Annotated in this window: 23 protein-coding genes, 2 tRNA genes and 1 pseudogene; 7 read left to right on the top strand and 19 right to left on the bottom strand. The window is 65.1% G+C overall.

The window, feature by feature from the left end:
• Positions 1–8: 8 nt before the first annotated feature.
• The 5 genes and pseudogenes from IPG63_14255 to IPG63_14235 form a co-directional block, all read right to left on the bottom strand.
• A pseudogene (locus IPG63_14255) lies at positions 9–2,282 on the bottom strand (DUF11 domain-containing protein).
• 50 nt (positions 2,283–2,332) lie between these two features.
• Positions 2,333–4,375, bottom strand: coding sequence for an excinuclease ABC subunit UvrB (gene uvrB, locus IPG63_14250; protein MBK6728387.1), 2,043 nt, complete (start codon positions 4,373–4,375; stop codon positions 2,333–2,335).
• Between the two features lie 32 nt (positions 4,376–4,407).
• Positions 4,408–5,049: a hypothetical protein gene (locus IPG63_14245; protein MBK6728386.1), complete on the bottom strand. Its 642-nt coding sequence runs from the start codon at positions 5,047–5,049 to the stop codon at positions 4,408–4,410.
• A 61-nt stretch (positions 5,050–5,110) separates the two neighbouring features.
• The gene (locus IPG63_14240) at positions 5,111–5,347 is read right to left on the bottom strand and encodes a hypothetical protein (GenBank protein MBK6728385.1); all 237 of its coding nucleotides are present in this window, start codon (positions 5,345–5,347) and stop codon (positions 5,111–5,113) included.
• A gap of 124 nt (positions 5,348–5,471) precedes the next feature.
• Entirely contained in the window at positions 5,472–7,010 is a 1,539-nt protein-coding gene (locus tag IPG63_14235) for a DUF4080 domain-containing protein (protein ID MBK6728384.1), read from the bottom strand.
• A 132-nt stretch (positions 7,011–7,142) separates the two neighbouring features.
• Here IPG63_14235 and IPG63_14230 point away from each other — a divergent pair, with 132 nt between their 5' ends.
• On the top strand, positions 7,143–8,243 hold the full coding sequence (locus IPG63_14230) for a diguanylate cyclase (GenBank protein ID MBK6728383.1): 1,101 nt from the start codon (positions 7,143–7,145) through the stop codon (positions 8,241–8,243).
• Between the two features lie 75 nt (positions 8,244–8,318).
• Complete coding sequence (locus tag IPG63_14225) at positions 8,319–8,960, top strand: dual specificity protein phosphatase family protein (protein ID MBK6728382.1); 642 nt, start codon at positions 8,319–8,321, stop codon at positions 8,958–8,960.
• A gap of 12 nt (positions 8,961–8,972) precedes the next feature.
• On the opposite strand, the gene IPG63_14220 is transcribed toward IPG63_14225, so the two are convergent.
• A complete protein-coding gene (locus IPG63_14220; protein MBK6728381.1) occupies positions 8,973–10,157 on the bottom strand; it encodes a class I SAM-dependent rRNA methyltransferase in 1,185 nt (394 codons plus the stop codon).
• A gap of 71 nt (positions 10,158–10,228) precedes the next feature.
• Positions 10,229–12,121 (bottom strand): formylglycine-generating enzyme family protein, encoded by a 1,893-nt coding sequence (locus tag IPG63_14215; protein MBK6728380.1) that lies wholly within the window; start codon positions 12,119–12,121, stop codon positions 10,229–10,231.
• A 65-nt stretch (positions 12,122–12,186) separates the two neighbouring features.
• On the opposite strand from IPG63_14215, the gene IPG63_14210 reads away from it, so the two are divergent.
• Positions 12,187–13,269, top strand: coding sequence for an HRDC domain-containing protein (locus tag IPG63_14210; GenBank protein MBK6728379.1), 1,083 nt, complete (start codon positions 12,187–12,189; stop codon positions 13,267–13,269).
• A 63-nt stretch (positions 13,270–13,332) separates the two neighbouring features.
• Positions 13,333–13,408 (top strand) — tRNA-Ala (locus tag IPG63_14205).
• Positions 13,409–14,906: 1,498 nt separating this feature from the next.
• On the opposite strand, the gene IPG63_14200 is transcribed toward IPG63_14205, so the two are convergent.
• Positions 14,907–15,512, bottom strand: a complete 606-nt coding sequence (locus IPG63_14200) for a recombinase family protein (GenBank protein ID MBK6728378.1) — start codon at positions 15,510–15,512, stop codon at positions 14,907–14,909.
• A 199-nt stretch (positions 15,513–15,711) separates the two neighbouring features.
• Between IPG63_14200 and IPG63_14195 the strand changes: the two genes are divergently transcribed.
• Positions 15,712–16,233, top strand: a complete 522-nt coding sequence (locus IPG63_14195) for a hypothetical protein (protein ID MBK6728377.1) — start codon at positions 15,712–15,714, stop codon at positions 16,231–16,233.
• Here IPG63_14195 and IPG63_14190 read toward each other — a convergent pair.
• The 8 genes from IPG63_14190 to IPG63_14155 all read right to left on the bottom strand — a co-directional run bounded on the left by IPG63_14190 (position 16,205) and on the right by IPG63_14155 (position 21,836).
• Positions 16,205–17,377 carry a tyrosine-type recombinase/integrase gene (locus tag IPG63_14190; GenBank protein MBK6728376.1) on the bottom strand — a complete coding sequence of 391 codons (1,173 nt, stop codon included), beginning with the start codon at positions 17,375–17,377 and terminating at the stop codon, positions 16,205–16,207. The genes IPG63_14195 and IPG63_14190 overlap by 29 nt on opposite strands.
• A 49-nt stretch (positions 17,378–17,426) precedes the next feature.
• Positions 17,427–18,464 carry an IS630 family transposase gene (locus IPG63_14185; protein MBK6728375.1) on the bottom strand — a complete coding sequence of 346 codons (1,038 nt, stop codon included), beginning with the start codon at positions 18,462–18,464 and terminating at the stop codon, positions 17,427–17,429.
• A 30-nt stretch (positions 18,465–18,494) separates the two neighbouring features.
• Positions 18,495–18,701, bottom strand: a complete 207-nt coding sequence (locus IPG63_14180) for a hypothetical protein (protein ID MBK6728374.1) — start codon at positions 18,699–18,701, stop codon at positions 18,495–18,497.
• Positions 18,702–19,071: 370 nt separating this feature from the next.
• Complete coding sequence (locus IPG63_14175; protein MBK6728373.1) at positions 19,072–20,253, bottom strand: hypothetical protein; 1,182 nt, start codon at positions 20,251–20,253, stop codon at positions 19,072–19,074.
• On the bottom strand, positions 20,250–20,435 hold the full coding sequence (locus IPG63_14170) for a hypothetical protein (GenBank protein ID MBK6728372.1): 186 nt from the start codon (positions 20,433–20,435) through the stop codon (positions 20,250–20,252). Before IPG63_14170 ends, IPG63_14175 begins: the two co-directional genes overlap by 4 nt.
• A gap of 19 nt (positions 20,436–20,454) precedes the next feature.
• Positions 20,455–20,712: a lipocalin family protein gene (locus IPG63_14165; GenBank protein ID MBK6728371.1), complete on the bottom strand. Its 258-nt coding sequence runs from the start codon at positions 20,710–20,712 to the stop codon at positions 20,455–20,457.
• A complete protein-coding gene (locus tag IPG63_14160) occupies positions 20,630–20,992 on the bottom strand; it encodes a lipocalin family protein (protein ID MBK6728370.1) in 363 nt (120 codons plus the stop codon). The genes IPG63_14165 and IPG63_14160 overlap by 83 nt, the downstream gene beginning before the upstream one ends.
• 64 nt (positions 20,993–21,056) lie before the next feature.
• Positions 21,057–21,836, bottom strand: a complete 780-nt coding sequence (locus tag IPG63_14155) for a hypothetical protein (protein MBK6728369.1) — start codon at positions 21,834–21,836, stop codon at positions 21,057–21,059.
• Between the two features lie 487 nt (positions 21,837–22,323).
• Here IPG63_14155 and IPG63_14150 point away from each other — a divergent pair, with 487 nt between their 5' ends.
• Positions 22,324–23,151: a hypothetical protein gene (locus tag IPG63_14150; GenBank protein MBK6728368.1), complete on the top strand. Its 828-nt coding sequence runs from the start codon at positions 22,324–22,326 to the stop codon at positions 23,149–23,151.
• Between the two features lie 277 nt (positions 23,152–23,428).
• On the opposite strand, the gene IPG63_14145 is transcribed toward IPG63_14150, so the two are convergent.
• The 3 genes from IPG63_14145 to IPG63_14135 form a co-directional block, all read right to left on the bottom strand.
• Entirely contained in the window at positions 23,429–24,010 is a 582-nt protein-coding gene (locus IPG63_14145) for a hypothetical protein (GenBank protein MBK6728367.1), read from the bottom strand.
• Positions 24,011–24,149: 139 nt separating this feature from the next.
• Entirely contained in the window at positions 24,150–24,974 is an 825-nt protein-coding gene (locus tag IPG63_14140; protein ID MBK6728366.1) for a hypothetical protein, read from the bottom strand.
• Positions 24,975–24,978: 4 nt separating this feature from the next.
• Complete coding sequence (locus IPG63_14135) at positions 24,979–25,209, bottom strand: hypothetical protein (protein ID MBK6728365.1); 231 nt, start codon at positions 25,207–25,209, stop codon at positions 24,979–24,981.
• Positions 25,210–25,671: 462 nt separating this feature from the next.
• Here IPG63_14135 and IPG63_14130 point away from each other — a divergent pair.
• A tRNA-Arg gene (locus IPG63_14130) sits at positions 25,672–25,748 on the top strand.
• The last annotated feature ends 13 nt before the right edge of the window (positions 25,749–25,761 follow it).

Below are 25,761 nucleotides of genomic sequence, written 5' to 3'. Positions count from 1 at the left end.
GCTACCGATGCTGTATTCGTGACGCTACCGCTGCCAGCGGTCACAGTTGCCGTGATCTGGATCTCGTAGAACTGGCCGATCGCCAGCGCGGGCAGCGACTCGCCTGCCCCTTCGAGGACTGCGATTGCTGGAGCAGCGACGCACTGATTTCCGACTGCAGCGCTGCATGCAACCAAGCTCTTCGACAGCCCGGCCGCCGCCAAGTCGGTGAGGACCGCACCCGTGACCGACGACGGGCCTGCGTTGGTGACACGCACAACGTAGGTTGTGCTCGATCCTGGTGTGACTACCGCCACGCCATCGGATTTCGTGACCTGCAAATCTGCGGACGAGGAAAAGATCTCGATCGTCTCGTCAATGGAACCGGTAGAGACGTGCGTCCAGAGATCCAGACCTTTTGCATCCCCGAATCCTTGCGTCGTCGGTGCCACCACGCAGTCTGCGTTGCTGTTGCCGTTGGCGGGCCATGCGCGATAGGCGGTACTGGAGTCCACTCCGAGCAGGTTGTAGGCGGGAGATGGCGGCGTACCCCCGGAACCTGCGGGACAGAGCGTGCCGTTCAAGACACCCACCGCGGTGGCATTGCTGGTTACGTAGCCCCGATCATCGAAGAAGACCGTGCGTCGCTGCACCAGCGTGCCTGGACCGTTCAGGCGCGTGACCGTGGGACCACCGTTGATATTTCCCTCCGCGTCGATCATGGGGAAATGGACCTCGCCGTTGTGCGCGGTCACCTGGTACGGATAACTGCCGACGGGGAATGCAGCACCAGCGTTGTCGAGGCCATCCCACGTCACCACGACCACACCTCCAGGCGCCAATCCGGACAGCACTCGATTCAGTGGATTGCCCGGATCGAAATTGATCCCGTCGCGACTGATGACGACCTGATAGGTCATGGTGTTCGTGGTCGAGAGCGTGAAGGAACCGCCCAGGTTGACGACCGTCTGCCCACTGCCAACCGTGCCGGTGAAACTCGCCGCATCAAGGGAAGCGGCCGGCGGTGCCAACGGAATACCGAGTGCCGTCAACACTTGTCCGACGTTGGCCGCATTGGCGCCGGCGGCATCGATGTCGACGAAGAACGCCGGATACCGCGCAGTCTGCGCCGTGATCCCTGACCCACCAGGCAGAAACGGAAACACCGAGAAGTTGGCACCGCGGACGCCCTTGTACAGCGGCTCGCCCGCGTCCAGAAAACCAAAGGAATTTGCGTAGACGGCATAGCCGTTGGGATCGAATCCGCGGAACTCCTGCCGATAGCGGAACCCGTCCAGCGTCGCATAGAACAGGTCCGAGCTCACCGGCAGGTTGTTGCCCCCGGTAAAGAACACGAATGCGTAGGTGAACACACGACCGGCCAGCGTGGCCGTGGAAGCGGCCGTCGTGCGAACCGCCACTTCCCAGGCAGAAACCGAGTTGTTGTTCTGATCTGGCGGATCGACCACTGCGTCGGGACCGCCACCACCATTGGACACCTCGAAGACCACACCGTAGACACCCGTCACCGGCGCGCGATAGGCGCAGGGCGCCCAAGTGTCGACACCACCCGCACTGTTGTCGGCACTGCGCGGTCCCGCCAATTCCGCCAGGCGCGTCGGGATTGCCCCTCGTGGCTGGATTGGCCCCGCTCCATCGGCATCGCCAAAATAGTGGGGGCCCACGGCGCCGCCGGTGGCGCCGAGCACGCAATCGAACTGGGATGTTCCCGGGATGGTTTCGTCACCCTTTGTTCCGAAAGCCTGCGGGTCGTAGATGCGAATGTTGCCGGCGGGATTGTTGTTGATTCGATTGCGCGAACCGACGGCGAGATACTCGCCCGCCTCCACATAGGCATACAAGAACGTACGGCGCCGCACGACGCCCACATAGACGTCTGCCGGCTGCAAGTCGAGCGCTGCGCGCCGCCCCGTATAACCGAATGGGAAGAGATCGCGACTGCCGTCTGCCTGGGCGACGTTCGTGCCCAGGCCGAGCGCGAGCAACCCCGCGCACAGGGCAATCCCCACGAGTCGTTCAGCGCGCAAGGCAGCGAATGCCGCACGCCGATCCAATATCTCCACGACCCAACCCGAGAACCTCGCCATCGCAACGCGCAACCAATTCACAACTACCCCCAGTGCGAAATTCTCGAGAAGGACGGAAAGCTCTGCTGACAATGTGCCATGAAACGCGCAGTGCATCACGGAATGATTGCAACAAATGCCCATCACCACCGCCTTCCCGCAACACCGCCGATCAAGACTTCGGGTGGTTCTTGTGGCGCTCTGAGGCTTGCGCATCGCTAGCAACGCTTGGGCGCGCAATCAGCACATGCAACGCCCGACGCCCTTCACCCGCGCAGGCCCGACTCACGCGCCCGATGGATCTCGTCACGAATCTTTGCAGCCTGCTCGAACTCGAGGTTCTGTGCGTGCTTGTACATCTGCACTTCGAGCTTCTTGATCGCGGCGGCCAGCTTCTGCGGAGCGAGCACGGTGTAATCAAACTTCTCTTCGGCGACACGGAACATCTGCCGCGGCCCGCGTTTGCCGACCGCCACCAGGTCCTCGTTCGCCGCCTCGCGTGCCCCTTCCATGTAATCCGCGACGGACTTGATGACCGAACGCGGCGTGATGCCATGCGCCGCATTGAACTCGATCTGCTTGTTGCGGCGGCGCTCGGTCTCGCCGATCGCGACCTGCATCGAGCGCGTGATCTTGTCGGCATACAGGATCGCCCGCCCGCGCAGGTTGCGTGCGGCCCGGCCGATGGTCTGGATCAGGGAACCGCTGCTGCGCAGGAAGCCTTCCTTGTCGGCATCGAGGATCGCGACCAGAGACACCTCGGGCATGTCCAAGCCTTCACGCAGCAGGTTGATGCCGATCAGCACGTCGAACTTTCCAAGGCGCAGGTCGCGGATGATCTCGACCCGCTCCACGGTCTCGATGTCCGAGTGCAGGTAGCGCACCTTGAGTCCCTGCTCGCCGTAGTACTCGGTCAGGTTCTCGGCCATGCGCTTGGTCAGGGTCGTGACCAGCACGCGATCGCCGAGCGCGATGCGCTGGTGGATCTCGCTCAGCAGGTCATCGACCTGGGTACCGACCGGGCGCACCTCGACTTCGGGATCGACCAGGCCGGTTGGGCGCACGACCTGCTCGACGATGGCATCACCGCTGCGCTCCAGTTCATACGGCCCCGGTGTCGCCGAGACGTAGATCGCACGCGGCGAGCGGCGTTCGAACTCCTCGAACTTCAACGGCCGGTTGTCGAGCGCCGAGGGCAGACGGAAACCGAACTCGACCAGGGTTTCCTTGCGCGAACGATCACCGCGATACATGCCGCCGATCTGCGGCACGGTCACGTGTGATTCGTCGATGACCAGCAGGGCATCGGCCGGCAGATAATCGAACAGGGTCGGTGGCGGCTCGCCCGGTGCGTAACCGGTCAAGTGGCGCGAGTAGTTCTCGATGCCCTGGCAGTAACCGACCTCGGCCATCATCTCCAGATCGAACTGGGTGCGCTGCTTGAGCCGCTGCGCCTCGACCAGCTTGTTCGCCGCGTACAGCTGCTCCAGGCGCTCGGCCAGTTCAGCCTTGATCGTGTCGATGGCTTCGAGCGCAGTGCGGCGCGTGGTCACGTAGTGCGAACCCGGGAAGATCGTGCAGCGCGGCAGCTTGCGCTTGATGTGGCCGGTGAGCGGATCGAACACCGCGAGCTGTTCGATTTCGCCGTCGAACAACTCGATGCGGATCGCGTCCTGTTCGGACTCGGCCGGAAACACGTCGATGGTCTCGCCTCGCACGCGGTACGAACCGCGCTTGAGCTCGAACTCGCCGCGCTCGTACTGGATCTCGGTCAGACGGCGCAGCAACTCCCGTTGCTCGACGCGATCGCCGCGCACCAGGTGGATGACCATGCGGAAATATTCGCCGGGGTCGCCGAGGCCGTAGATCGCCGACACCGTCGCGACGATCAGCGCGTCCTTGCGTTCGAGCAGTGCCTTGGTCGCCGACAGGCGCATCTGCTCGATGTGCTCGTTGATCGACGCGTCCTTCTCGATGTAGGTGTCGCTCGAAGGCACGTAGGCCTCGGGCTGGTAGTAGTCGTAGTAGGAAACGAAGTACTCGACGGCGTTGTGCGGGAAGAACTGCTTGAACTCGCCATACAACTGCGCCGCCAAAGTCTTGTTCGGCGCCATCACGATGGTCGGCTTTTGCACCGCCTGCACCAGATTCGCGATGGTGAAGGTCTTGCCCGAGCCGGTCACGCCCAGCAACGTCTGGTGCGCCAGCCCCGCCTCGAAGCCCGCGATCAACTTGCGGATCGCCTCCGGCTGGTCGCCGGCCGGCTGGTAGTCGGATACGAGTTCGAATTTGCGGTCGTCGTCATTCATTCAGCCATTGTCGCAGAGGCGGCAGTCTCGCTTCAGTAGTTCGTACCGAGGATGCGATTGCTGATGGCATTGATGGGCCTGGACAGCAGGCGCGAGATGACACCAGTTTCCAGCTGCGCTTCCTGGGGCAACTGGGAGAGCAGTTGGGCCAGTTGTTCGCGGCCGAGCACGGCGGTGCCGATCAATAGGGACAACAGGTATCCGATCAGCGCACACAGGTAGACGCCGACCATCGCGAGTCCGAGCGAAACGAAGATGACCGGCCAACCAACGGGTTCAAGTCCGAAGACGCCTGCGCGCGCGAGAGTCATGCCCGAAACGAATCCGAGCACGATGCCGGTTCCTAGAAACGGCAAGAGGAAAGCTGTGAGCAATGGTGCGTACAGCCTCGACTTCGACGCGAGAGGCGCCGCGTGTTGCTGCCATTCGTCGTCACTCAAGATGACGGACCCGAGCCATGGGACGAGACGATGCACCACCACCGCACCGAGCGCAGCACCTAGCGCCCCCAGGCCGAGGCCGAGGATCAACGCCGGCCAACCCCCTTGGGGTCCGACGCCGACAGCGCCACTCGGCAGGATCTGCTCGCCCAGCCGGACGCCCGCTGCGAATCCCCCAAGCATGCAGAATATCGATAGGAAACCACCCAGGAACCGAAACAGCCATACGTGCATGCCGGACGCCTCCAATCGTCGATCTCGCAATTCGGACGACGTCGATTCAACCACGACGCCGCTACTCGGTGCAGAAGATTGCACGGAATACGCCGCTTTCAATCATGACGCGAGCGCGCCGCAAAAAGCGCGGGTCGCCCGCAACGATCAACGATGCGGGCACCCCGCCCAGCAACCCGGCCTGCGCATGCCTGAGCGTATCTGGTCGATGCCGACGTCGATGCGCTTGCGCCGGGCTTCTTCCTTCTTCGGTGATCTCACCCAACGCGGTGCCGCGTTCGAGCTTTGCACCGCTCATCCACCCATCCACATTCGATTCGCGATTGCCGATCTCCCGGGGCGCGCAAGCCCCGAAGGGGCGCAACGACAGGAGCCCGGGGCAACGCCCCGGGTGGACCACCCCCGCGGGAAAACGCCGCGAGTTACAAATCCCCACCCGCATGCCGCGCCTGCCTCGATGGCGTCGCGCCCGCGGCCTTGCGCGGTCGTGGTGCCGGTAGCAGCGAATCTGCGGGCTCGAAGTCCAGGCGCGTGCGACCGCCGGCGGCGCGGTAGTCGGCGAGCAGGGCAGCGTTGACGACCGACGCATCGAGCCCGCGTGCCGCGCACAGGTGCTCGTGCAGCAGGTGCACCATGCGTTCGTGGGCGAGTGCGTGGGTCTGGCGGGTCTTCGCGTACAGCCAGTCGGACAGCGCGAGGAAGTGCGCGAACGGCGCGTCGCCCAAGATCAGCGCCGTCGTCTGCGGGTAGCGGCCGGAATTCGCGACGTTGTCCCAGTAGCGCGAGAAGCGCGATAGCCGCTGCATGGTCGCGAAGTCGATCGCGTCGGTGGCGAGGATGTTGTACGGCGGCTCCGGATTGAAGCGCAGGCCGTAAGCCTCGACGTGTCGCACGATCGGCGCACCGCGCAGGCGTTTCAGGATTCCGAACTGGATCTCGTGCGGTCCCATCGCCACCAGGCGATCGAAGCCGGCGGCAAAGGTGTCGATGTCCTCGCCCGGCAGTCCGGCAATCAGGTCGATGTGCAGGTGCGCATGCGAGTGTTCGTGCAGCCAGCGGATGTTGGCTTCGGCGACGTTGTTCTTCTGGCGCCGCGAGATGCGTGCCTGCACCACCGGATCGAAGGTCTGGATGCCGATCTCGAACTGCAGCGAACCTTCGGGAAACCCTGCGATCGCGGTTTTCAGTCGCTCCGGCAGATGGTCGGGGATCAGCTCGAAATGCACGAACGGCGGATCGGCGGGGTCGGCATCGAGCTTGGCGAGGAAGAAACCGAGGATCGCCAGCGAAGCGTCGATCTTGAGATTGAAGGTGCGATCCAGAAACTTGAAACGGCGCACGCCACGCTGCCAGAGCTGCTCCATCTGCGCGAGAAACGGATCAAGCGGGAACGGCCACGCCGTCAGGTCGCGCGCCGAGAGGCAGAACTCGCACTTGAACGGGCAGCCCCGCGAGGCTTCGACGTAGATGTGGCGACGCGCGACATCTTCGTCGCTGTACTCGTCGTAGGGCAGGACGATGGACGCGAGCGGAGGCTGTTCGCCGGCGATGAAGCGCGCGGCCGGCGCCGCGCCACCCAGCACCTGCGCACACAGCTTCGCGAAGCTGAGATCGCCCCAGCCGGTGATCACGTGATCGGCCAGCGCGCAGATGCGGCCCGGGTCGGAGGCCTCGCTGACTTCAGGTCCGCCGAGCACGACGCAGACCTCGGGCGCCACCACCTTGAGCTGCGCGACCAGGCGCGTGGTCTCCTCGACGTTCCAGATGTACACGCCGATGCCAACGATGCGCGGCGACTCGGCGAGGATCTCCTCGAGGATCTCCTCGGTCTTCTGTCCGATCACAAACTCGCGGATGCACGAGCGTGCGCGCAGTTCACCCAGGTTGGCGCGCAGGCAGCGCAGCCCGAGCGAGGCGTGCGCATAGCGCGAGTTCAGGGTGGCGAGAACGATGTCGGTCATCGCCGCATTATCACCCGGAGCCGCACTCCGGCCGCACCGCGAATTCACCATCGTTCACCCGCTCTCCACATTTCCACTCGGCCGCATTCCCTATGTTTCTGTTTCCAGGCCTCGTGCCGCGCAGGGGTGTGCATGAATGTCTTGTTCGAGTGGAAGGATGCGCTGCTCACCGGGCTCGATTCGGTGGACGAGCAGCATCACCGCCTCGTCGACCTGATCAATGGACTGGCCGCCAGCCTGGTGAACGGCCGCGTGCCCGACCGCGAGCGCATGGCCGGCGCTCACGCCGCGCTGCTCGAGTACACGCAAACGCACTTCGCCGACGAGGAACGGCTGATGGCCGAGTCCCGCCTTGATCCACGCTTCGTCGCCTACCATTTGTCGCAACACCACTTCTTCATACAGCAACTGTCGTCGCTGCCCTTGCAGGGCGACGACGCTTCGACCCAGACCACGCTGCGCTTCCTGGTGGGCTGGTTGTCGCACCACATCCTCGGTATCGACCACAGTCTGGCGCGTCAGGTGATTGCGATCCGTGCCGGCAGCGATGCCACTGCCGCCTTCCATGCCGAAGCCACACGGCGCAAGCAGGATGCCGAACCCCTGCTGGAAGCGATCAATGTGATGTTCAAGGTCGTGTCCGAGCGCAACCAGGAATTGCTGCGCGCGAACCAGTTGCTGGAGCAACGCGTCGCCGAACGCACCGCCGAGTTGACCCACGCCAACCAGCAGCTGCAATTGCTTGCGGTCAACGACGAGCTCACCGGGCTGCCGAACCGCCGCTTCGCGGTATCGGTGCTGACCGAACTATGGCAGGGACTGCAACGCAACGAGGGCTTCGTCGCGGTGTTGATGCTGGATGCCGACAAGTTCAAGCAGGTCAACGACCGCCACGGGCACGCTGCCGGCGACACGCTGCTGCGCAAGCTGGCGGTGCAGTTGCGCCAGGCGGTGCGCGCGAGCGACATCGTCTGTCGGCTCGGCGGCGACGAATTCCTGGTGGTGTGCCCGCGCTGCGACCGCGACGGCGCGCTGCAGGTCGCACAGAAGATCCTGGAGTCGGCGACGCCACAGCACACCGGCGACGGCGAGGTCTGCTGGGACGGCCGCATGAGCATCGGCGTGGCCGTACTCACTTTCGAGATGAGGCAGCCCGAAGAACTGCTGCACGCCGCCGACAACGCTTTGTATCGCGCCAAGCGCAACGGCGGCCATCGCATCGAGTGTGCCTGAGTGCCTGCGGGCACTTCCCGCGCAACGCACGCCGCGACATCATCCGCGCCCCGATTCCCCCGAGGTAACCGCCCCATGTTCGTTCGAGGCTTGCTGCTCGCCATCCCCGCACTGCTTTCCGCCTGCGCCACCCACGGAACGAAACCCGATACCGCAGCGGCGCCGGCGCCCGTCGCGGCCGTTTCCGCGTTCGACACCGCGCATGCGTTCGACCAGATCCTGGTCGCGGGCCAGCCGACGCAGGCGGATCTGGCGCAACTGCGCGAGCGCGGCATCACCCAGGTGTTCAACCTGCGCGCGCCCGAGGAAATGAGCGCACTCGGCTTCGACGAATCCACAGAACTCGCCGCGCTCGGCATCGGCTACCGCAATCTTCCGGTCGGCGGCGGCAAGGCGTTCACCCCCGAACTGCTCGCCGCCTTCGCCGAACAGGCCAAGGCCAGCAATGGCAAGATCCTGTTGCACTGCGCTTCCGGAGCGCGTGCCGCCCAACTGTACGCGGCCTATGCGGTGAAGCACCTCGGCCTCAGCGTCGATGCCGCGATGCGTACGCTCGAACCGTTCGGCGGCTGGCCACTGCCGCTGGAGCGCATGACCGGCGAACATCTTTCGGTGGTACGCGCGAGCGAAGTGCAGCACACCGGCGCGCGCCGCGTGCAGACCAATGCCGTGGACAGCGCGCTTGGCCGCAGCGAGTTCACCACCTGTCCGCAGTGAGCTTCGCGCCGATCAGAACACCCGGCAGAACACGGCCTTGAGGTAGCGCGAGTCCTGGACGTGCGCCATCCACGGATGGTCGGCGCCGGCGCCGCGCACTTCGAGGATCTGCACCTGGCGGTTCGCGTAGAACGCGGCGCGGCGGATCATGTCGAGGAACTGTTCCTCACTGACCAGCCCGGTGCAGGAGCAGGTCACGAAGATGCCGCCCGGCTTCACCACACCGAGCGCAAGCTTGTTCATGTCCAGGTACTTCTTCAGCGCCGGGATCACCTGCTCGCGGTCGCGCGTCATCTTGGCCGGGTCGAGGATGACGGTGTCGAACTCCTCGCCGTTGTTCGCGGCATCACGCAGCCACGGGAAGATGTCGGCGTGGATGAAGCGCACCTTGGCCTTGTTCAACTGCGCGTTCTGCTTCGCCACCTCGATGATCTGCTCATCAAGATCGACCGCGACCACTTCCTCGGCGCCGCCGAGCGCCTTCGCGTACACCGCAAAGCCACCGGAGTTACAGCACAGGTCGAGCACGCGTGCGCCCTGGGTGAAGTCGGCCAGGCGGCGGCGATTGTCGCGCTGGTCGCAGAAGAAGCCGGTCTTGTGGCGACCACCGGCGGCGACGCGGAACTTCAGACCATGTTCGGTGATGGTCACCGGCGGCGGCGAGCTCGGCACGTTGCAGTCGAAGCTCTCCTGCTTGGCGACATGTTCCTCGGCGAACCAGTACATGGTCGAGTTCGGGAAGTGTTCGTCGAGGATGCGCCGCACCAGATCGCGCTGCTTCCACATGCCGGCCGAGAAATACTCGATCACCAGCAGCGAACCGAAGCGGTCGACGACCAGGCCGGACAACCCATCGCCTTCCGAGTGCACGACACGATAGGCATCGGTCACCGCGTCGAGCCTCAGGATGTCGCGACGCAGCGCAATGGCCTGCGCGATCTTGCGCCGGAAGAAGTCGTCGTCGATGTCTTCGTCCGGGTTCTCGCTGAGCACGCGCAGGGTGATGCGCGAGTGGCCGTTGTAGAAGCCGCGCCCGCAATAGGTGCCCTCGCGATCGTAGATCTCGACGATGGTGCCCGGGCGCGGTTTCGGCTCCGGCTTCTCGACCATCTTCTGGAAGATCCACGGATGGTTCGACTTGCGTTCGATCTTGAGGCGCACCACGGGCAGCGCGTCCGCGGCGTGAAGGTTCTTCATCGACGGTTCCCTTGTTGATTCAGGTCGGTCGCCGCCGCCAGGCAGCGCGAGGCGGCGATTGTAGTGGGGCGTCAGAGATCGCGCGCGACGCGGAAGCCGACTCGGCCGCTGCTGACCTCGGCGCTTACGCCGAGACGGTAGGCCGAACGCGCCTTGTCCGGTTCGCTGCCCCAGGATGCACCGCGGATCACGCGTCGGGCACAACCACGATTGACCCACGCCGAGCCGTCCTCGGGTGCACGCAGATAATTCTGATGCCAGCAATCCTCGACCCACTCGGACACGTTGCTGCCCATGTCGTGCAGACCGAAGGCATTGGCTTCGAACCGCGCGACCGGCGCCGGTCCCCAGAAACCATCGCGGTAATGAGCGAAGGCCTTGCCCCAGGCACGCTTGCTGCGCGAGCGGTCGCCGTCGCCGGTCAGGTTGCCGACCAACCGCGGCGGATCGCCATCGCCCCACCAATAGCGTGTGTGCGAGCCGGCACGCAAGGCGAACTCGAACTCTGCCTCGCTGAGCAGCCGGTAGGACTTGCCGGTGACCTTGCCCAGCCATGCCGCGTAGGCTGCTGCGTCGTTCCACGATACGTGCACGACCGGGTCTCCGCTGCGCGCCCGCCCTCCCTGGTAGTCGTTCTGCCAAGTGACGCCGGCGCGCTTGACGATGCGCCCGGTGCGCTCGTCGTAGACGCTGGATGCGCTGCTGCGTTCGACATCGGAGCGATACGCGGTCTCGCTGGCGAAGCGGCGGAATTCGCCGACGCTGACCTCGTAGCGCGCCGCCGCGAACGGCCGGGTGATGCGCACCGAATGCACCGGCCCCTCGGCGGCCCCGCGCCCGGGCTCGCTGTCGGGCGAACCCATGGCGAACTCGCCCACCGGAACGACCACCAACTCCGGGCCCTGCCCGCTGCGGTCGGTGAACGCATCGCTGAAGTGGTCGCCCGGCTGATAATTCGCGTACAGCGCGGCGTTGCTGCGGCGCTGTTCCACTTCGGCGATGCGCGCCTCGGAAACCCCAAGTGCGCGCGCCTGTCCGAGCAACTGCGCCGCACTGGCGAGATCGCGCGCAGCGAGCGCGGCTTCGGCGCGCAGCACCAGATCCTCGCCGGAGCGCTGTTTCAGGCTCGCGATCCGGGTCTCGACAGCGACACGATTCGATTTCTCGGCGCCGATTCCGATCGCTTTGGCCAGCAAGGCATCGGCATCGGCGAAGCGTTGCTCCGAAGCCGCCCTCAACGCATCGTCGAGAACCCGATCCTCGATCTCGACCATGCCCTTCTGTGCTGCGCGGTTGCGCGGATCGAGCGCGAGCGCAGCACGGAACGCCGACACTGCACTGGTCTCGGCTGGCTCGAGGATGGCGCCGGCAGCGATGCGCCCGGCCGCCTCCGCGAGTTGTGCACGCACGTCATTCAGGCGCGTGATGCGCACCGCGATCGCGCGTGCGCGACGATCGCTGATCGCGTAGTCGTCGAGGGCAGCAAGCAGATCCTCGGCATACTTGGCGTCGCCGTCGTCGAGCAGGGCATCGGCCTGTGCGAACAGCGAGTCCAGCACCGCAGCGCGGCCGACGCTCGCCGCGCCGCTGCCGGCATCGACTCCGAGCACCTCGCCGTACCACTTCAGCGCATTGTCGTCCTCGGGCGAAATCCAGCGACGTTCGACCACGGCGGCATTGGCGGCGGCGAGCCACTCGTCGACCTGCTTGCGCTGCGCAGCATCCAGTTTGCCCGGCGTCGGCGCCGGCTCATCCTCGACCTCCGCCTCCGCCGCGGGCTCGGGCTGCGCCGCCAGTTCCTGCACGCGTGCGGGCACGACCAGTTCCTGCGGAGCGGGCGGCGGACGCGACCAGTCGATGCGCTCGATCCAGGGAAACAACCAGCGCCAGGCCATCGCCAGCGCAAGCAGCGCGATGCCGGCAACGGCACCCTGCAACTCGCGCTTCTGCATCTTCTCCGACATGCCCCGGGTATCTCCGCGGGCGCCACTCTGCGATCATCTCGCGCCCTGATGCTCCGGATTCTGACATGGCCCGATGGGTTGCAGATCGCTCGGCCCTGAACGAAACCCTTGCCCAATTGCGTGAATTGCCGCGGCTTGCGCTCGATACCGAGTTCGAACGCATTCGCACCTACTGGCCGAAACTGGCGCTGGTCCAGGCCATGCTCGCGGATGATGTAGCGCTGATCGATCCGCTCGCATTCGCGGAACTCAATGACCTCGGCGGGGCTCTCGTCGGCCGCGCACAAACCTGGCTGATGCACAGCCCGAGCGAAGACCTGGTCGCGCTTGGGCCAATATTGCCGCAACCGCCGGCGGCGCTGATCGACACGCAACTCGCGGCCGCACTCGCCGGACTCGGCAGCGGACTCGGCTATCAGAAACTGGTCGCACTGGTGCTCGGCGTCGAACTCGCCAAAACTGAAACGCGCTCCGACTGGATGCGACGTCCGCTCAGTGCGCAGCAGCTCGACTACGCCGCCGAGGACGTCGTACACCTCGACGCGCTCGGCGACGCTCTGCTCGACCGACTCGATGCACTCGGCCGTCGCGACTGGATCGTGCAAGAGGGACACCGCACGCTGCAGGCGGCGTTCACTCCTGCGGAACCCGGCAACCTGCATCATGACTATCGCAGCGCCTGCAAGCTTGATCTCGACGCGCAGCGGCGTCTCGACGCGATCCTGCGCTGGCGCGAAGAGGTGGCACGCGAGACCGACCGACCCAAGCCCTGGGTGATCGACAACCAGGTTGCGCATGATCTCGCCGCCAAGCCACCACAGCAGGCATCCGATCTGCAACGCGCGCTGCAGGCACAACGGGCGTTCCCGCGCGCCAGGGCCGGCGAGTTGCTGGAACTGTTGAGCGCACCGCCGGTGCATGCCGATTTCCTGCCCGCACCGAAGCCCTTCACCCGCGACGAGGAGGTGCAACTCGATCGCCTCAAGTCCGGCATCGAAGCGGAAGCTGCTGCACTCGCCATCGAACCGGCACTGCTGGCTCCGCGCAAGGCCCAGGAAGCGCGCCTGCGCAACGGCCGCTGGCCCGCCGAAATGCCCGCATGGCGCCGCGAACGTCTCGACGCGATCGCCATGCACGCCTTGGGTTGAATCCACCCCCACCCGCGGCTAAGATGCGCGCCCCGCCGGGGAGACATCCCGGTGGCGTCGTGTGGGGGGGTAGCTCAGTTGGTAGAGCGCATCGTTCGCAATGATGAGGTCGTGGGTTCGATTCCCATCCTCTCCACCAGTAACGGGAAGTGGGTATGATTCACTTACGAATCAATACCTTAGAGGGTTGCTCGCGGACCCCGATGTGACAGGTTGATGTGACAACTTCCATCCCTGTCCGAGGCGCTGAGTGTTTGTCTTTTTCGTGGTCGATCCTGATGGACGATCCACCATCGCGGAGCATTCAGGCGTCACACCGTAGCCCATGTGCATCCTTCGTGCCGCCTTGGCACCTTCCGCGTCCCCTGCGGCATCCCGTCGCGGGCATGAAGGGAGCAAGGCGCATGCGTGGAATGGATCGCTGGGACTGGGGACTAGGAGCCGTCAACCCGGAGGAGCTGCGGCAGATTGGCGCCTCTTGGTGGTTGTCACTGCAACCGGGGCACCTTGAGGACTCGGGCGGCGTGTTCAGGCTCGTGGTCATGGGCTGGGGTTTGATCGTCTGGCGTCCGATGCGGTCCTGATGACCAGCGAGGCGGCGGCCGGGCCACTCCGGCCGGCGCCCTCGGGCGCATCCGGTGCCAATAGGTGCAGCCTGTACCGGCGCCAACAGGAGTCCCCTAGGCGGGGAACGGCATCAGGGCGTGTCTGTAGAACAGCCAATCAGGGCGTAACGTGCGGGGATCATGCAGCGATTGTGCGGTCATCGTGCACATGGGCAGCATACGCCGTCCAGCCCGTCCTCGCCCAGGTCCGGAGCCTCGCCCCAGCAGATGCCGGGCCTGAACGGGGAAGAAGAGGAAGGGGAAGATATAGATGGGGTAGGAGATGATGGGGAACCTTTAGGTTCTCTTTGGGCGCCCTTCGGCCCCTCGCTTGGTTCTGCATGATGAAGGTAACCATAGGGTCCCTCTGGACCTCCTGCGGATAACCTGAAGTCTCTTCAAGTTATCCCGATGACAGCTCAGGTTCCCCGCAGGAGGCTTAGTGTCGACGTAGTGTTGACACAGGACTCACTGCGTTCGTCCTGTTCACTTCGTTCACAGCTCGCGCCACACGGCGGTCCAGTCTCGCAGGTCGCGCCGGTCTCACGCTCTGGCGATACTTTTCCGGACCACCCCGGTCCGGATGCCTCCAGAAGCTCACAGGACGCCCAACAGGGCACAATCTCGTCCTTAGCCGAACGTGGGATGCCCAGCGTCGGCAACAGGCCTTCCTTGGGCGCCTAGGTGCCTTTGCGTGGGCCGGCGGTTTTCGCCAGTGCCTGCCTAGGGTCTCGGTCAAGAATCCGCATGGCGCTTGCGCCGCACAGGAAGCCCTACAAGCGACCCTCCCGAGGATGGTCAGTGCGCGGTACGTCCGGCGCCCTCTCTGGCCGCTCCGTGGGCGCAGGGTCGGCGATGGTTTGGCGCAGAAATCCGCGACGGCAGTTACATAGGGGAGGTAATGCAAGCGGTTCCCCCCGTGGCCCCGCTCGATACCGCACCGGGCACCCCGTGCGCTCCCTTCGTGACTTGATGCGCGGCCTGCGGGCTTGCGCCGGTCCGAGGGTTGAGCGCCGGGGCGGTGCAACTGCGTCAGGCGATCCCGGCTTCGGCAAGCACGCGGCGCACAGTGCCAACGCCGCAGCCCAACTGCTTGGCGATCTTCAACTGCCCAAGTCCCTCCGCGCGAAGCTTGCGAATCCTCGCTTCCACTTTGTCAGCAACCTGCGGACGCCCAAGGCGAACACCCTTGGCGCGTGCGGTGGCGAGGCCGGCGTTGACGCGCTCCACGATGATGTCCCGCTCAAACTCGGCAAACACTGCCGCCATGTGCAGAAACGCCCGCTGCGACGGGCTTGTCGTGTCGATGGCTTGCTGGTGCAGGTAGAGGTTGCAGTCGTGCGAGCGCAGCTCATCCAAGCACTGCACGAGGCCAGAAAGCGAACGCCCGAGGCGGTCGATGGACCACGCCATCACAAGGCCGAACTTGGCGCGTGTTGCGTCCTTCAACATCGCATCGAACTGGGGGCGCTTGTCGCGTCCCTTCGTGCCGCTGATGCCTTCGTCTGCGTATTCCTGCACGACGGTCCAACCCTTGTTTGCCGCGACTTCGCGCAGCTCCCGGATCTGGTGCTCTACCGTCTGTCCCTTGGTCGAAACTCGGGCGTAGATCGCGACGCGCTTGGCCTTCGGTGCCATGTTCCATCCTCGCTGGTGAAGTGTGCGAGGAGTATACCGAAATCATTTGATTACGGAATGTCCTAAAGTCGCCTTCGTGACCCCAGCAAGAATGCGGGGGCTAGCCGGTGGGCGCTGAGGGGGATTTTGGAATGGGCTGGCCGGTCCCCGTGACCTTGCCGGGATATCCTCCCCCAAACCGTGTCGGAGGTCAGGTCAGATGCTCACCTACAAACGCTTCATCGAAGAGCTGCGCGAGTTCCTGAAGCAGGCGGAAGACGTAATGGGGCCAATTGGCCCACAGAGTCCGGAAGTCTTGCCAACGTGGCAGCGCGGCCTTGTCGCGCTCGTGGAGCGTATCGAGGCCGAGGGATATCGGATCAACTGCACCGCTGCATCACGACCGTTCCACGTCAAAGGCTTGCCCTTCCACGCGGTAACTGCAGGCAAGCATCGTCAGCAAATGATGGACGATCTTGGTGCCGTGATTTTGGAACTCCGAGTCCTAATCACGACCTACGACAAACTGGGCGAACCCCGCAAACAAGCCGAGGTAAACGCCACAAGGACGCCGCTCGTACTCCCGGAAGAAGTGACGATTCGTTGGGTCATCAATCACGTCCCTGTTCGCGGATGGTTCGCCGCTGGCGCCGTCCTTGTTGCAGCGTTTGGAGGAGGAATCGGGTTCGGAAGAAGCAAGCTTTATGAGGTACTCATGCACCTTGCCGGACTTCAACCATGAGCATCCGCTGCGCCGCAGCCACGATGTCATCCGGGTAGGCGATCCGCTTCGCGTAGCCCATGAGCCGTTCGACCTTGGGGCCATCGCTGTACAGGTCGCGGACCATGACGCCGGTTTCATGTCCGAGCATGCGGGCAATCACGTCGTCCGCCAGGTCCTCGTTGTCCAGTTTTGTCGCCACCGTGCGCCGGAAGGAATGGAAGTCGGTCGCGCGAGTCAGCCCGACACCATCGCGGTGGCGGCCGAATGCCTTGGATACGTGCCATGACTGCTTGCCCGCCCCCGGCCCACCGGGCACGAATTCCGGGAACAACAGCCCGGCACCATCGGCTTGCTGCGCCACACGAGCGCGGAGCACGGAGCACGGCAACCCATGCACCACGACCACGGTGCGTGTCGCTGCTTTCGATTTGCCGCCTTTACCGCGGACGACGCGGGCAACCTGCAATAGCATCGCGTCGCCGCGGTCGCTCACGTCCCGCCTACGCAGCGAGCAAAGCTCGTCGATGCGGGCTCCGGTCCACATGGCGAGCACGATAACTTCGTCGAGGGCGCGATAAGTCGGCTTTCGGCTCAGGACACGCAACAGCTCGTCATCTCGATAGCCGCGCTTGGGCTCCTCGGGCTCACGATTCGTTGCCAATCCCTCGAAGCTGAAGCCGTGCCATGGGTTACTGATTTCCCGCGGGAACCGTCGACACTCGGCAAGCCAGCCCCATAAGCCGCCAAGCGGATGCACCCGCTTTTCCTTGCTCACCTTGGACAGGCCCAACCGCTTAACGGACGCCACGTAGTCGGCGGCACGATCATGCGTCACGTCCTGCACCAGAACGCCATCGCCGCCCATGAACTTGATCAGCAACTGGACCGCGCGGCGGTAGTCTTCGACGGTGCCGGGCATGCGCTTGAAAGCGGCTAGCCACTCTTCCGCCACCTCAGCCAACAGCTCGCCCCCACACGTCGCGACGCGGTAGAAGCCCTGCGCCTGTGCATCAGTCATCTTCCCCGCCGCAATGCGTTCCTCCAGGTCATCGGCGATCATCGCCGCGAACGTGTAGTCATCGCCTGACGTGGGTTCGGTCGGCGAAACGCCCCGCGCCTCCAACTCCTTCGCGTGCCGCCGCGCCAACAACGCCTCAGCCATTTCCGGCGTGGCCGCTTCTATTGATCCGGCCAAGTGAAGTTTGAACTTTTCATGCGGCGTACTTTACGTGAGGATCTTGGAAATAGCTGCGCACGCGCTCGGGTGATTTTTCGAGGCGCTCCATGTGCTCGGTCGCGGCAGCTTTCAGCCTTGCCTTGGTGCGTGCCGGGACTTTCGAGCCGATGTGGTGCTTGAGATCGGCGTTGAGTCGTTCTTCGGGATTCAGTTCCGGGCTGTAGCTCGGCAGGTAGAACAGTTCGATCTGCTCTGCGCGTTCGGCGACCCACGCTTTGACCAGCTTGCTGTGATGCACGCGCAAGTTGTCGAGAATCAGAAACACCTTGCGCTGTGTGTCTTTGATCAGCGCGCCGAGAAACTCGATCAATCGATCTGCATTGAACGCATCGTCGATGATCATCCAGCGCGTCTTGCCCTGGTTGGTCACGGTCGCAATCATCGACAGCTTCTGGCGTGTGCCGCCCACGGCGTAAGCCACCGGCGTCTTGCCCGCTGGCGCATAGCTGCGACCGCGCACGTCGGTGTTGACCAACGCGGTCTCGTCGCCCCAGTGAATCTCTGCGCCCTCGGCCTTGGCGCGTTGCTCGATCTCGGGATACTGCTCATCGAGCCACGCTTGCACTGCTTCTGGGCGCTGTTCGTAGGCCTTCTTGATCGGCTTCTGCGGCGTGAAGCCCCAGCGCTGCAGATAGTTGCCGACGCCGCGCACCGACAGCGTGATGCCGAGTTCGCGTTCGATCAGCTGCATCACTGCCGATCGTGTCCACAGCGCGAAGTCCATCTTCAGCTGCTCCGGCCGCTTGTCGATAATGATTCGCTGTATCGAAACCTCCTGCGCTTCACTCAGGCTGCGTCCCGAACCCGACTGCTTGCCACGCGGCTTCGGTTTGTTCGCCGACGAACCGCCGTCTTCAAAGCGATCAATCGCCGCGCGAACCGTCGGATACGACAGCCCGCTCAGTTCGACGATGCGCATCACGCCCATGCCTTGACGGTGCAATCGCACCACCTGCTTGCGTCGCTCGTGCAACTGCTCCAGCGACTGAAATCTTGCGTCTTCTTTGTCCATGCATCTTCGACAACCCGATGCGCGAATAGTTCAAATATATTCGTGCCGAGTCAATAGCTTGCGGAAGAGGCTTACCGTCTCAGCGACAAGCCGATGCTTGCGGACCACGGCCTCGCGGTGATCACGCGTGCTTAACGCCTTGCGGACGTGCGTCTTCCCGCTGAAGTGGTGCCGTAGTTTGGTGGGAATGATCATGTTGAAGTAGAAGCTGTGGCCTCGCTTCAACAGATGCTGCATGTCCAACGTGCGGCTTCCTCTTGGACGACGGACGGAAGCCGTCGATGTGACAGGTTGATGTTACAGGCGGACCTCTCGAAACCCAATATTGGCGGGGGAATGCGGGTTGCAGACCTCGGCTTGCGCTACTCCCATCCTCTCCACCATTGAACAAGCCGGCCTTCAAGGCCGGTTTTTTGTTGCCCATTGGCGGCGACACCATGGCGCGGGATTGCGCGGGCAAAGTGTCTGGCGCAAGCCGATGTCGAGCGGCACGCAGCCACGGCCACGAGCCGCCCGTGGGTACCGATCGGATCGAAGCTTCTCGCATGCAAGCGCCGCGAGGACCGGAGGCCCGAGGTCGATGCCAGTCCGATCTTCGCCACGACCCTCAATCGCGGTCGAACCACCGTCGCAGGAAGCCGCGCCCGGCCTTCACCTCCGCGGCCCGGCGCGCGGTCTCGCGGGCACGCAGGCGCGCAATCATGGCCTTCATTGCCGGTCTGAGGGGATGCCCCGCATCCAGCAGGGTCGGCACGTTGCGCTCGATCTCGGCCAGCACCTCGTCGAGACGCGGGTGCCGGGCCTGCTCGAAGGCCAGCGGCAGCGAATACTGGAGGTAGCTGCTGAACATCGGCGAGCGCGAAAGCGGCACCGCATCAAAGGCTGCAGCCAGCGATGCGGCATCTTCGATCCGCCGAAGCAGGGGCAGCGCGAAGTCCGCCAGCCTCCGGCCGAGCCAGCCGAGCAGCGGTTCGATGTCCCCTTCGCCTGCGACCCGGAAGCCCTGCCAGCGATTGGTATCGACTCGCGGGCCAGTCCAGCCCTTGGCGAGGGTCGCCAGCGGAACGAAAGCCGTGGGCGCGGCCGCAGAGGTCATGTGCGGCAGGTCGGTGCGCCCTTCCGTGTACACCAGCGCGCCCAGCGACTTGAGGTTCGTCTCCAGTGCCAGGTCAATGCCGAGCCCGCGCCCGCCGGGCAGCGGGTAGTCGAACGACCTCAGGCGCACCAACTGGAGGAAGCCATCGCCACGGCGCACGTACTCGGCTGTTTCCGCATCCGCGCTCCACTGCGTCGACGCGCTCGGCGTGAATCCCGCAGCCTCCATCACCGTCGTTAGCGCCGCGGTCGCGCGCGCGAGAAGTTGTTGGCGCGACGGCAGCGTGGCGGCGATCTTCCATTCGCCATGGGCAGCGTCGAGGAAACCGTCAACGATGCGCTGGTTGCCCGGACTGTCCTCCGCTGCGGCCAGCGCGTCGGGCGTATCGTCGTGCAGGGCGAGCGCTTCGCGGTATTTCGCGACGTATCGGTCCGCGTACCAGGCGCTGGCGAACGCGCCGCCCTCCTCGGAGAGATCGCGTGTCATCAGCTTGCCGTCACAGCGCTCGAACAGCACGTACCGTCCAGTGGTCGTGCCGGATTCGAGCGCGGGCAGACAATCCGCGAACGCCGACGCCGCAAGCCCACGCCGGATGGCCCAACTGAGGAACATGCCGATATGCGTCCCACCCGCCTCGTTGGGCAGATCGGTCGCGAAGTGCAGGAACCAGGTTTCGGCGTCGTCGATATTCATGTACTTGCGGGCGGCCTGCGTTGCGGAGGAACCCGCACCGAGATCGCAATATGCCACAGGTCGCTGACCAGCCAGACCATGGACACGGCCGATACCACGATGGCATTGGCAAGCGTGCTGCCCGCTTCCGGAATCTCGATCCTTGTCACGACGAACGTTACGGTGATCACGAACGCCGCCATGAAGATCGCGATGAAGCGATCACTCGACTGGCGGCACCTGCGGCACTGGACGCATCGTTGTCGTATCCACTCCCTGCGCCGCCAGTCTTGCCATTTGTGCCTCGTGGCGTTCGGGTGTCATCACCGGGTCACGACCAAACACCCACGCCAGCTCCCGATCCGGCGTAGCGATCGCCGCGGCCTGGTAATCGTCGTCAACGCTTACCACCACCAGTTCGGTCGAAAACGGCCACACGAACTGCACCTTCCAGCGTGCGCCGCCGCTGCCCGGCACCACGGTCGATACGCCGCGCCAGCGGCGGTCTTCCTCGCCGAACCGCTTCTTGAACACGAAGTCGTTGTCGATCCGCCCGTCGGGGGCGCAGGCGGTACTCGTCACGTGTGGCCACCTTGCCCTCCTCGAACGAGTACGGCACATGCGCGATCACGTACCAGGTACCCATGAAGCGCGGGAGGTCGACCGATGGCGCGGCGACCAGGGGCGGCCGTTCGCGTGCAGCGTGACCGGCGCAGCCGACCAGCAGGAGGATGGCGAGCAGGCTCAGCAGACGGGACATGGTCGAGCACTCCTTGAACGGGAAGACTGCAGACATTGGACCTGCCGCGCGATCCAGGTCGCGCTCACGCAGGCTGCACGCGACAAGCGACGAGTGGTTCGGTCAGCGCACGATCGAAGACCGCGGACTCGACTGCCAGCGGTGGTTCGGGAAACTCGATCCGCACCTTCAGCGGTGCACCGCCCGCGTCATCGCGCAGGTTCGACAAGCCCTCGAAGCGGACCAGCCGCCGAGTCTGCGCGTCGTAGGCAACATCGATCGACGGCACCAGCCAGGCAAGCCAGCCGCCCAACTGCAGCCGGAATGCACGCAGCCCCTCCTCCTCGGTGTCCAGCGGCGAGACCTCGAAGCGGTAGGCGCGCAGGCGAGAGGGCACGAGGAACTGGATCGACTGCGCGCCACCGCCGGCCAGCGATTCCCACTGCGCGCGCACCCATTCGTCGAAGCCGGCGTCGGTCACCATCGGGCCAGGCGGCAACAGGGCGGCTTCCTCCGCTTCGCCCGGCGCAGTCCAGGCCACTCGCAGCCCGTCACCTGTTTGCTCCGCGCCTTCGCGGTAGCCGCTGCGTGCGTCTTCGAGCAGGAACGACGGTGCGGCCGGATCGCTGCCGTAGCGCACGCGCTTGCGGGCAAACGCGGCACCGTCCAGACAACGGTACAACACGAGTCTCTCATCGAGCTTGCCGTAGGACTCGCGCATGAGGTGCTCCTCGCGGTACAGGGGCGCGCCGTCGCGCAGGGCGCTGGCGAAGGCGTATTCGCGCTGCACCGAGGCCTCGGCCTGGGCAACGTGCAGAGCCGTCAGCAAGAAGGCTGTGGCAAGGCTCTTCAGCATGCTGTTCATCGTGAGGCACTCCGTATCAACCAACGCGGACCATCGGCGCACGACCATGCTGCGTCTTGCGACCTTCGAATAGGCGCAGGTTTCGTGAAATTCGCTGCAGCGGTTCAGGTGCCGCACCAATGGAGAGATTGGACGCGTACGGCGATGACGGTTGCGTCGATGGCGCGTGACGGTTGCGTGCATGGCTGGTGCATGCCATCCGTCCGCATACGCGCCCGATCGCGCCCCGCCGAACCGCCCGGCTCCTGTCCCGCGTGATCCGGTTTGCCGCCGAATCTCGTAACCCTGTGTCAGTTCCCACAAGCGGAGTGATGCGATGCGCGTGATACGTGGTTCCCTTGCGATGGCGATGATGGTCGCCGAGGCGGCGCAACACCGATGCCGAGGATACCCGCGCAGCCGCCGCCCGCCGCAGCGCTGGGGGACACGCCACCGCACCTCGTCTGCACGGTTGTTGCCCCACCGCGCCATCGACGAGGAGTTCTCCATGCGCCACCTGTTCGCACTCGGTTTCCTGCTCCTGCTTTGCGGCGCGTCGCTGCCGGCCCTGGCGGGCACGCCGAGCTTCTCCAATCTGCACGTGATCGCGGACGCCAGCGGCGGCCCCGGCCTGTTCGCGCGGGTTCGGTACTACTGCGGTGACACGGTGTGGGACGGCGTGACGGCGACGGTCAGTCGGGAGGCGAATATGGTGACCGTCACGATCCCGAGTTCGGAGGGTTTTGTCTGCATCGGCGTGCCGCCGCCACCGGCGGACTTCGACCTGGCGCTCGGCAGCCTTGGTCCCGGCGACTACACCTTGGTGATGCAGCAGGCGCCGACGCCGCCGCAGACGTTGCCGACGCCGCTGCTCTCGACCGCCTTCTCCGTCACCGGCTTCCCGCCCTATTCGAACCTGCGCGTGGTTCCGAATCCGGCCAGTGCGTCCACCGCGGTCCGTGCACGCATGCTGTTCAGCTGCGGCAACGGCACCGCAGACGGTCCGCCGTCGGTGACGGTGCAGGGCGACCGGGTCACGCTGCGCCTGCCCGTATTCCTGGAGCCCTGCTTCGCCGGCGTGCCGCCGCCGCCGGGGGACGTGGACTTCGCGCTCGGACAATTGCCGCCGGGCGATTACACCGTGGTCGTGCTGCAGGATGTGTCGCCAAACTCGATCGTCATCCCGGCACTCAGCAGCGCGCTCCAGGTCCTGGGCCCGGCGGCGACGCATCCGGTACCGACCAACGCGCGCTGGGCCTTGATCGTGCTGATCGGCGTGCTTGCGATCGTCGGGGCCGTTGCGATCACGGAGGGCGGGCAGCGCCGGATCGCGTAGGGCGTTGCACCGCGCCGCTTCCGGCAGCGGCTCGGCGGGATCGACAGCGAGTGGCACCATGTCGAGATCGACCGGGATCGGAAGCAGGCCGTGCGCCTCCAGGACCCGGGTCGTGTCGCGGATGGTGATCGCCGAGACGATCACCTCCGAACTGCGCGGCAGATTGAGCGCGCCATCCGATGTCGAGCCTTCCACGCGGAAGCATCTTCAGAGCCTTCCTCGGCAGCGAATTCCGCAGCGTTCTCTCCGACACATCCGGTCGACCCTGCACGCCGCTTCAAGCATCGAACGGCCAGTACGGCCGGCCGAGCACGCGGCGCACGATGGCGAGGCCGGCCAGCGGCAGCCACAGCAGCACCAGCAGGCTGAGCAGGCCGCCGACGTAGAGCCCCATTACACGGTGCGCGTAGAAGGACAGATCGAGCGCGCGGCTTTGGGGGTCGTCGATGAACCCCTGGGCCTGCGCCAGCACCTCGTCCATGAGATCGACTTCAACCATGGCGCTGGCGCCTTCGCCGGCACCGAGGAAATGGATCGTGGCGTTATCTTCGGTCTTGCCGCGCCGGTTCACGCGGTTGGCGTATTCGCTGAGGTGGGCGTTGAAACCCACCCGCTCGCCGCTGCTGAACTCGAGCTCCACGCGCCGCACGTCACGCTCGTGTTGGCACCAGTAGGGAATGAAGAACAGGGTGTGGGCGCAGGTGGTGACGCGGACGCCGGAGGCATCGCGCTGCAAGGCGACCGTGGTGCGCGGTGCTACCGCGGTGAAGGTCGCGGGAAACACGACCAGGAACAGGAAGGCGCCGAATTGGGTGGTGAAATCGCCACGGCGGCGGCGCGCGGAAAAGAATGCGTTCATTGACAATTGGCCCTCGTCACTTGGCGGTGCAGGCAAGTCGCTGCTCGCCCCTGAAAGCGGGTTGCAACCGGGCGAGAGATCCATGGCGCGTGCGCCGCGCAAGGTACTCCCGTCCGCCCGCTGCGGTGAAACGTCGCGCTCACGGCTGTTTGACGATGAGCACCGTTCCGTGACAGTACCCCGTGCTGATGGATAGCGGGGTGTTGGTCGAGACCCCGGCCGCGAACAGGTAGGTCCAGCCCGCGACCAGGTTGATCCGCTTGGACGTACTCACATGGGCGGTGCCGTCCGCCATCGACTCGGCGCTGTCTTCCAGCGTCTGGATCGCGAAAGCGCCGCCGTTCACCGACATCATCACGTTGAGGTAGAGCGCATCGGCGACCGGACTGCTCGAAGCCGCCGTCGCATCGAGGTGCACGATCGCCACTTCGCCGGCGCCGGCGGTGTACGGCGGGTTGTTCACCGTGCGGCAGACCGAAGGAGTGAGGATCGCGTTGCCGTTGTTTCCGAGGGTGTTGGCGGGTGACCACTTTGCGTCGAAGTCGAGCACCCTGACCACGCCGGACGGAGCCATGGCGTGCTGCGCGTACGGGGTGGCGGACAGCGGTTGCCGCGGTGTCAGCGCCTCGTAACTGCCGCTGCCGGCGCCTTCGCGCACCGCGATCGACAGCCAGCGTGCCTCGCCGGCGAACATGCCTGGGCCGAAATCGAGTTGCACGGTAAACACGCCGTGCTCGACCGGAATGTCCGCGAGCGTGACCAGCGGACCGACCTGGTTACCGCCGATCAGGTTGTCATGCAGCCGGAACTCGAAGTCGTACAGACCCTGGGCTGGCGCGATGTCGTCCTGCAGCCGCCCCTGGTAGGTGAACTCGGTGCCGAGCGCGCTGGCCGTCGGCGCGGCAAGGGCCGCGACAAGCAAGAGGCACAGCGCGGTGAAGGTGGAACGGGTGAACAGGCGCATGGGATCAGTCCTCGAAACTGTCGCGGAAAATGGAGTTGGAAGCGGGCAGCGCGGGGTCCGCCGACCAGAACCCGCTATCGATCACGAAGCGCAAACCTTCGGCGCGGCCGGCGTCCGGCTGGCCGATCGTTCCTTCCAGCGCGAATCGTGCCCCTTGGCTATGCCCACCGCCGCCGTCGACCGTGCCACTGACCAGCTTCAGCGGGCCCGAAGCCGCCAGGCCGCTCAGGGCCACGACCAGCAGCAGGACTGGGGCGACCCGCCTGCAGACGCGAACAGGACTGCGACAGGAGGCTGTCTCAGGTTCGTTTCGGCGGTTTCGCACGGTGAGCTCCCTTCACCCCCGCCTGCAGCCACCATGACTCGCGATCCGGCGGGGTCAGTGAAGGGAACGCCAAATCACGACCAGACCGGACATGGCCGTCCGAGTCGGCACTTCGTCATGGGCTGCTCGTTCCGCGCAAAACGCCAACGCTGCGTGGTCTGGACACGGATTCCCCAGCGCGAGGCGATGTCACCTTCGATGCGTGCGATCTCCGGTGACATCCTGCTCCCGCCAGACGTTGGCGCCGCGGCTCGCGGGCGAAGGATCGGCCAAGAGCCAAGTCGGCGACCTGGCGTACCGATGCCCGCGTCCGGCCCCGGGGCACACACCCGCGCGCGGCCGCCGATCCACTAGAATCGCGCCCCACTTCTTGGCCCCGTAGCTCAGTTGGATAGAGCGCGCCCCTCCTAAGGGCGAGGTCGCACGTTCGAATCGTGTCGGGGCCGCCATCGTTTCTTCCTC

The organism is Lysobacterales bacterium, from assembly GCA_016703225.1.
In the GTDB taxonomy this organism is placed as follows: Bacteria; Pseudomonadota; Gammaproteobacteria; order Xanthomonadales; family Ahniellaceae; genus JADKHK01.
This window is presented reverse-complemented; position numbering and strand designations above follow the sequence as displayed.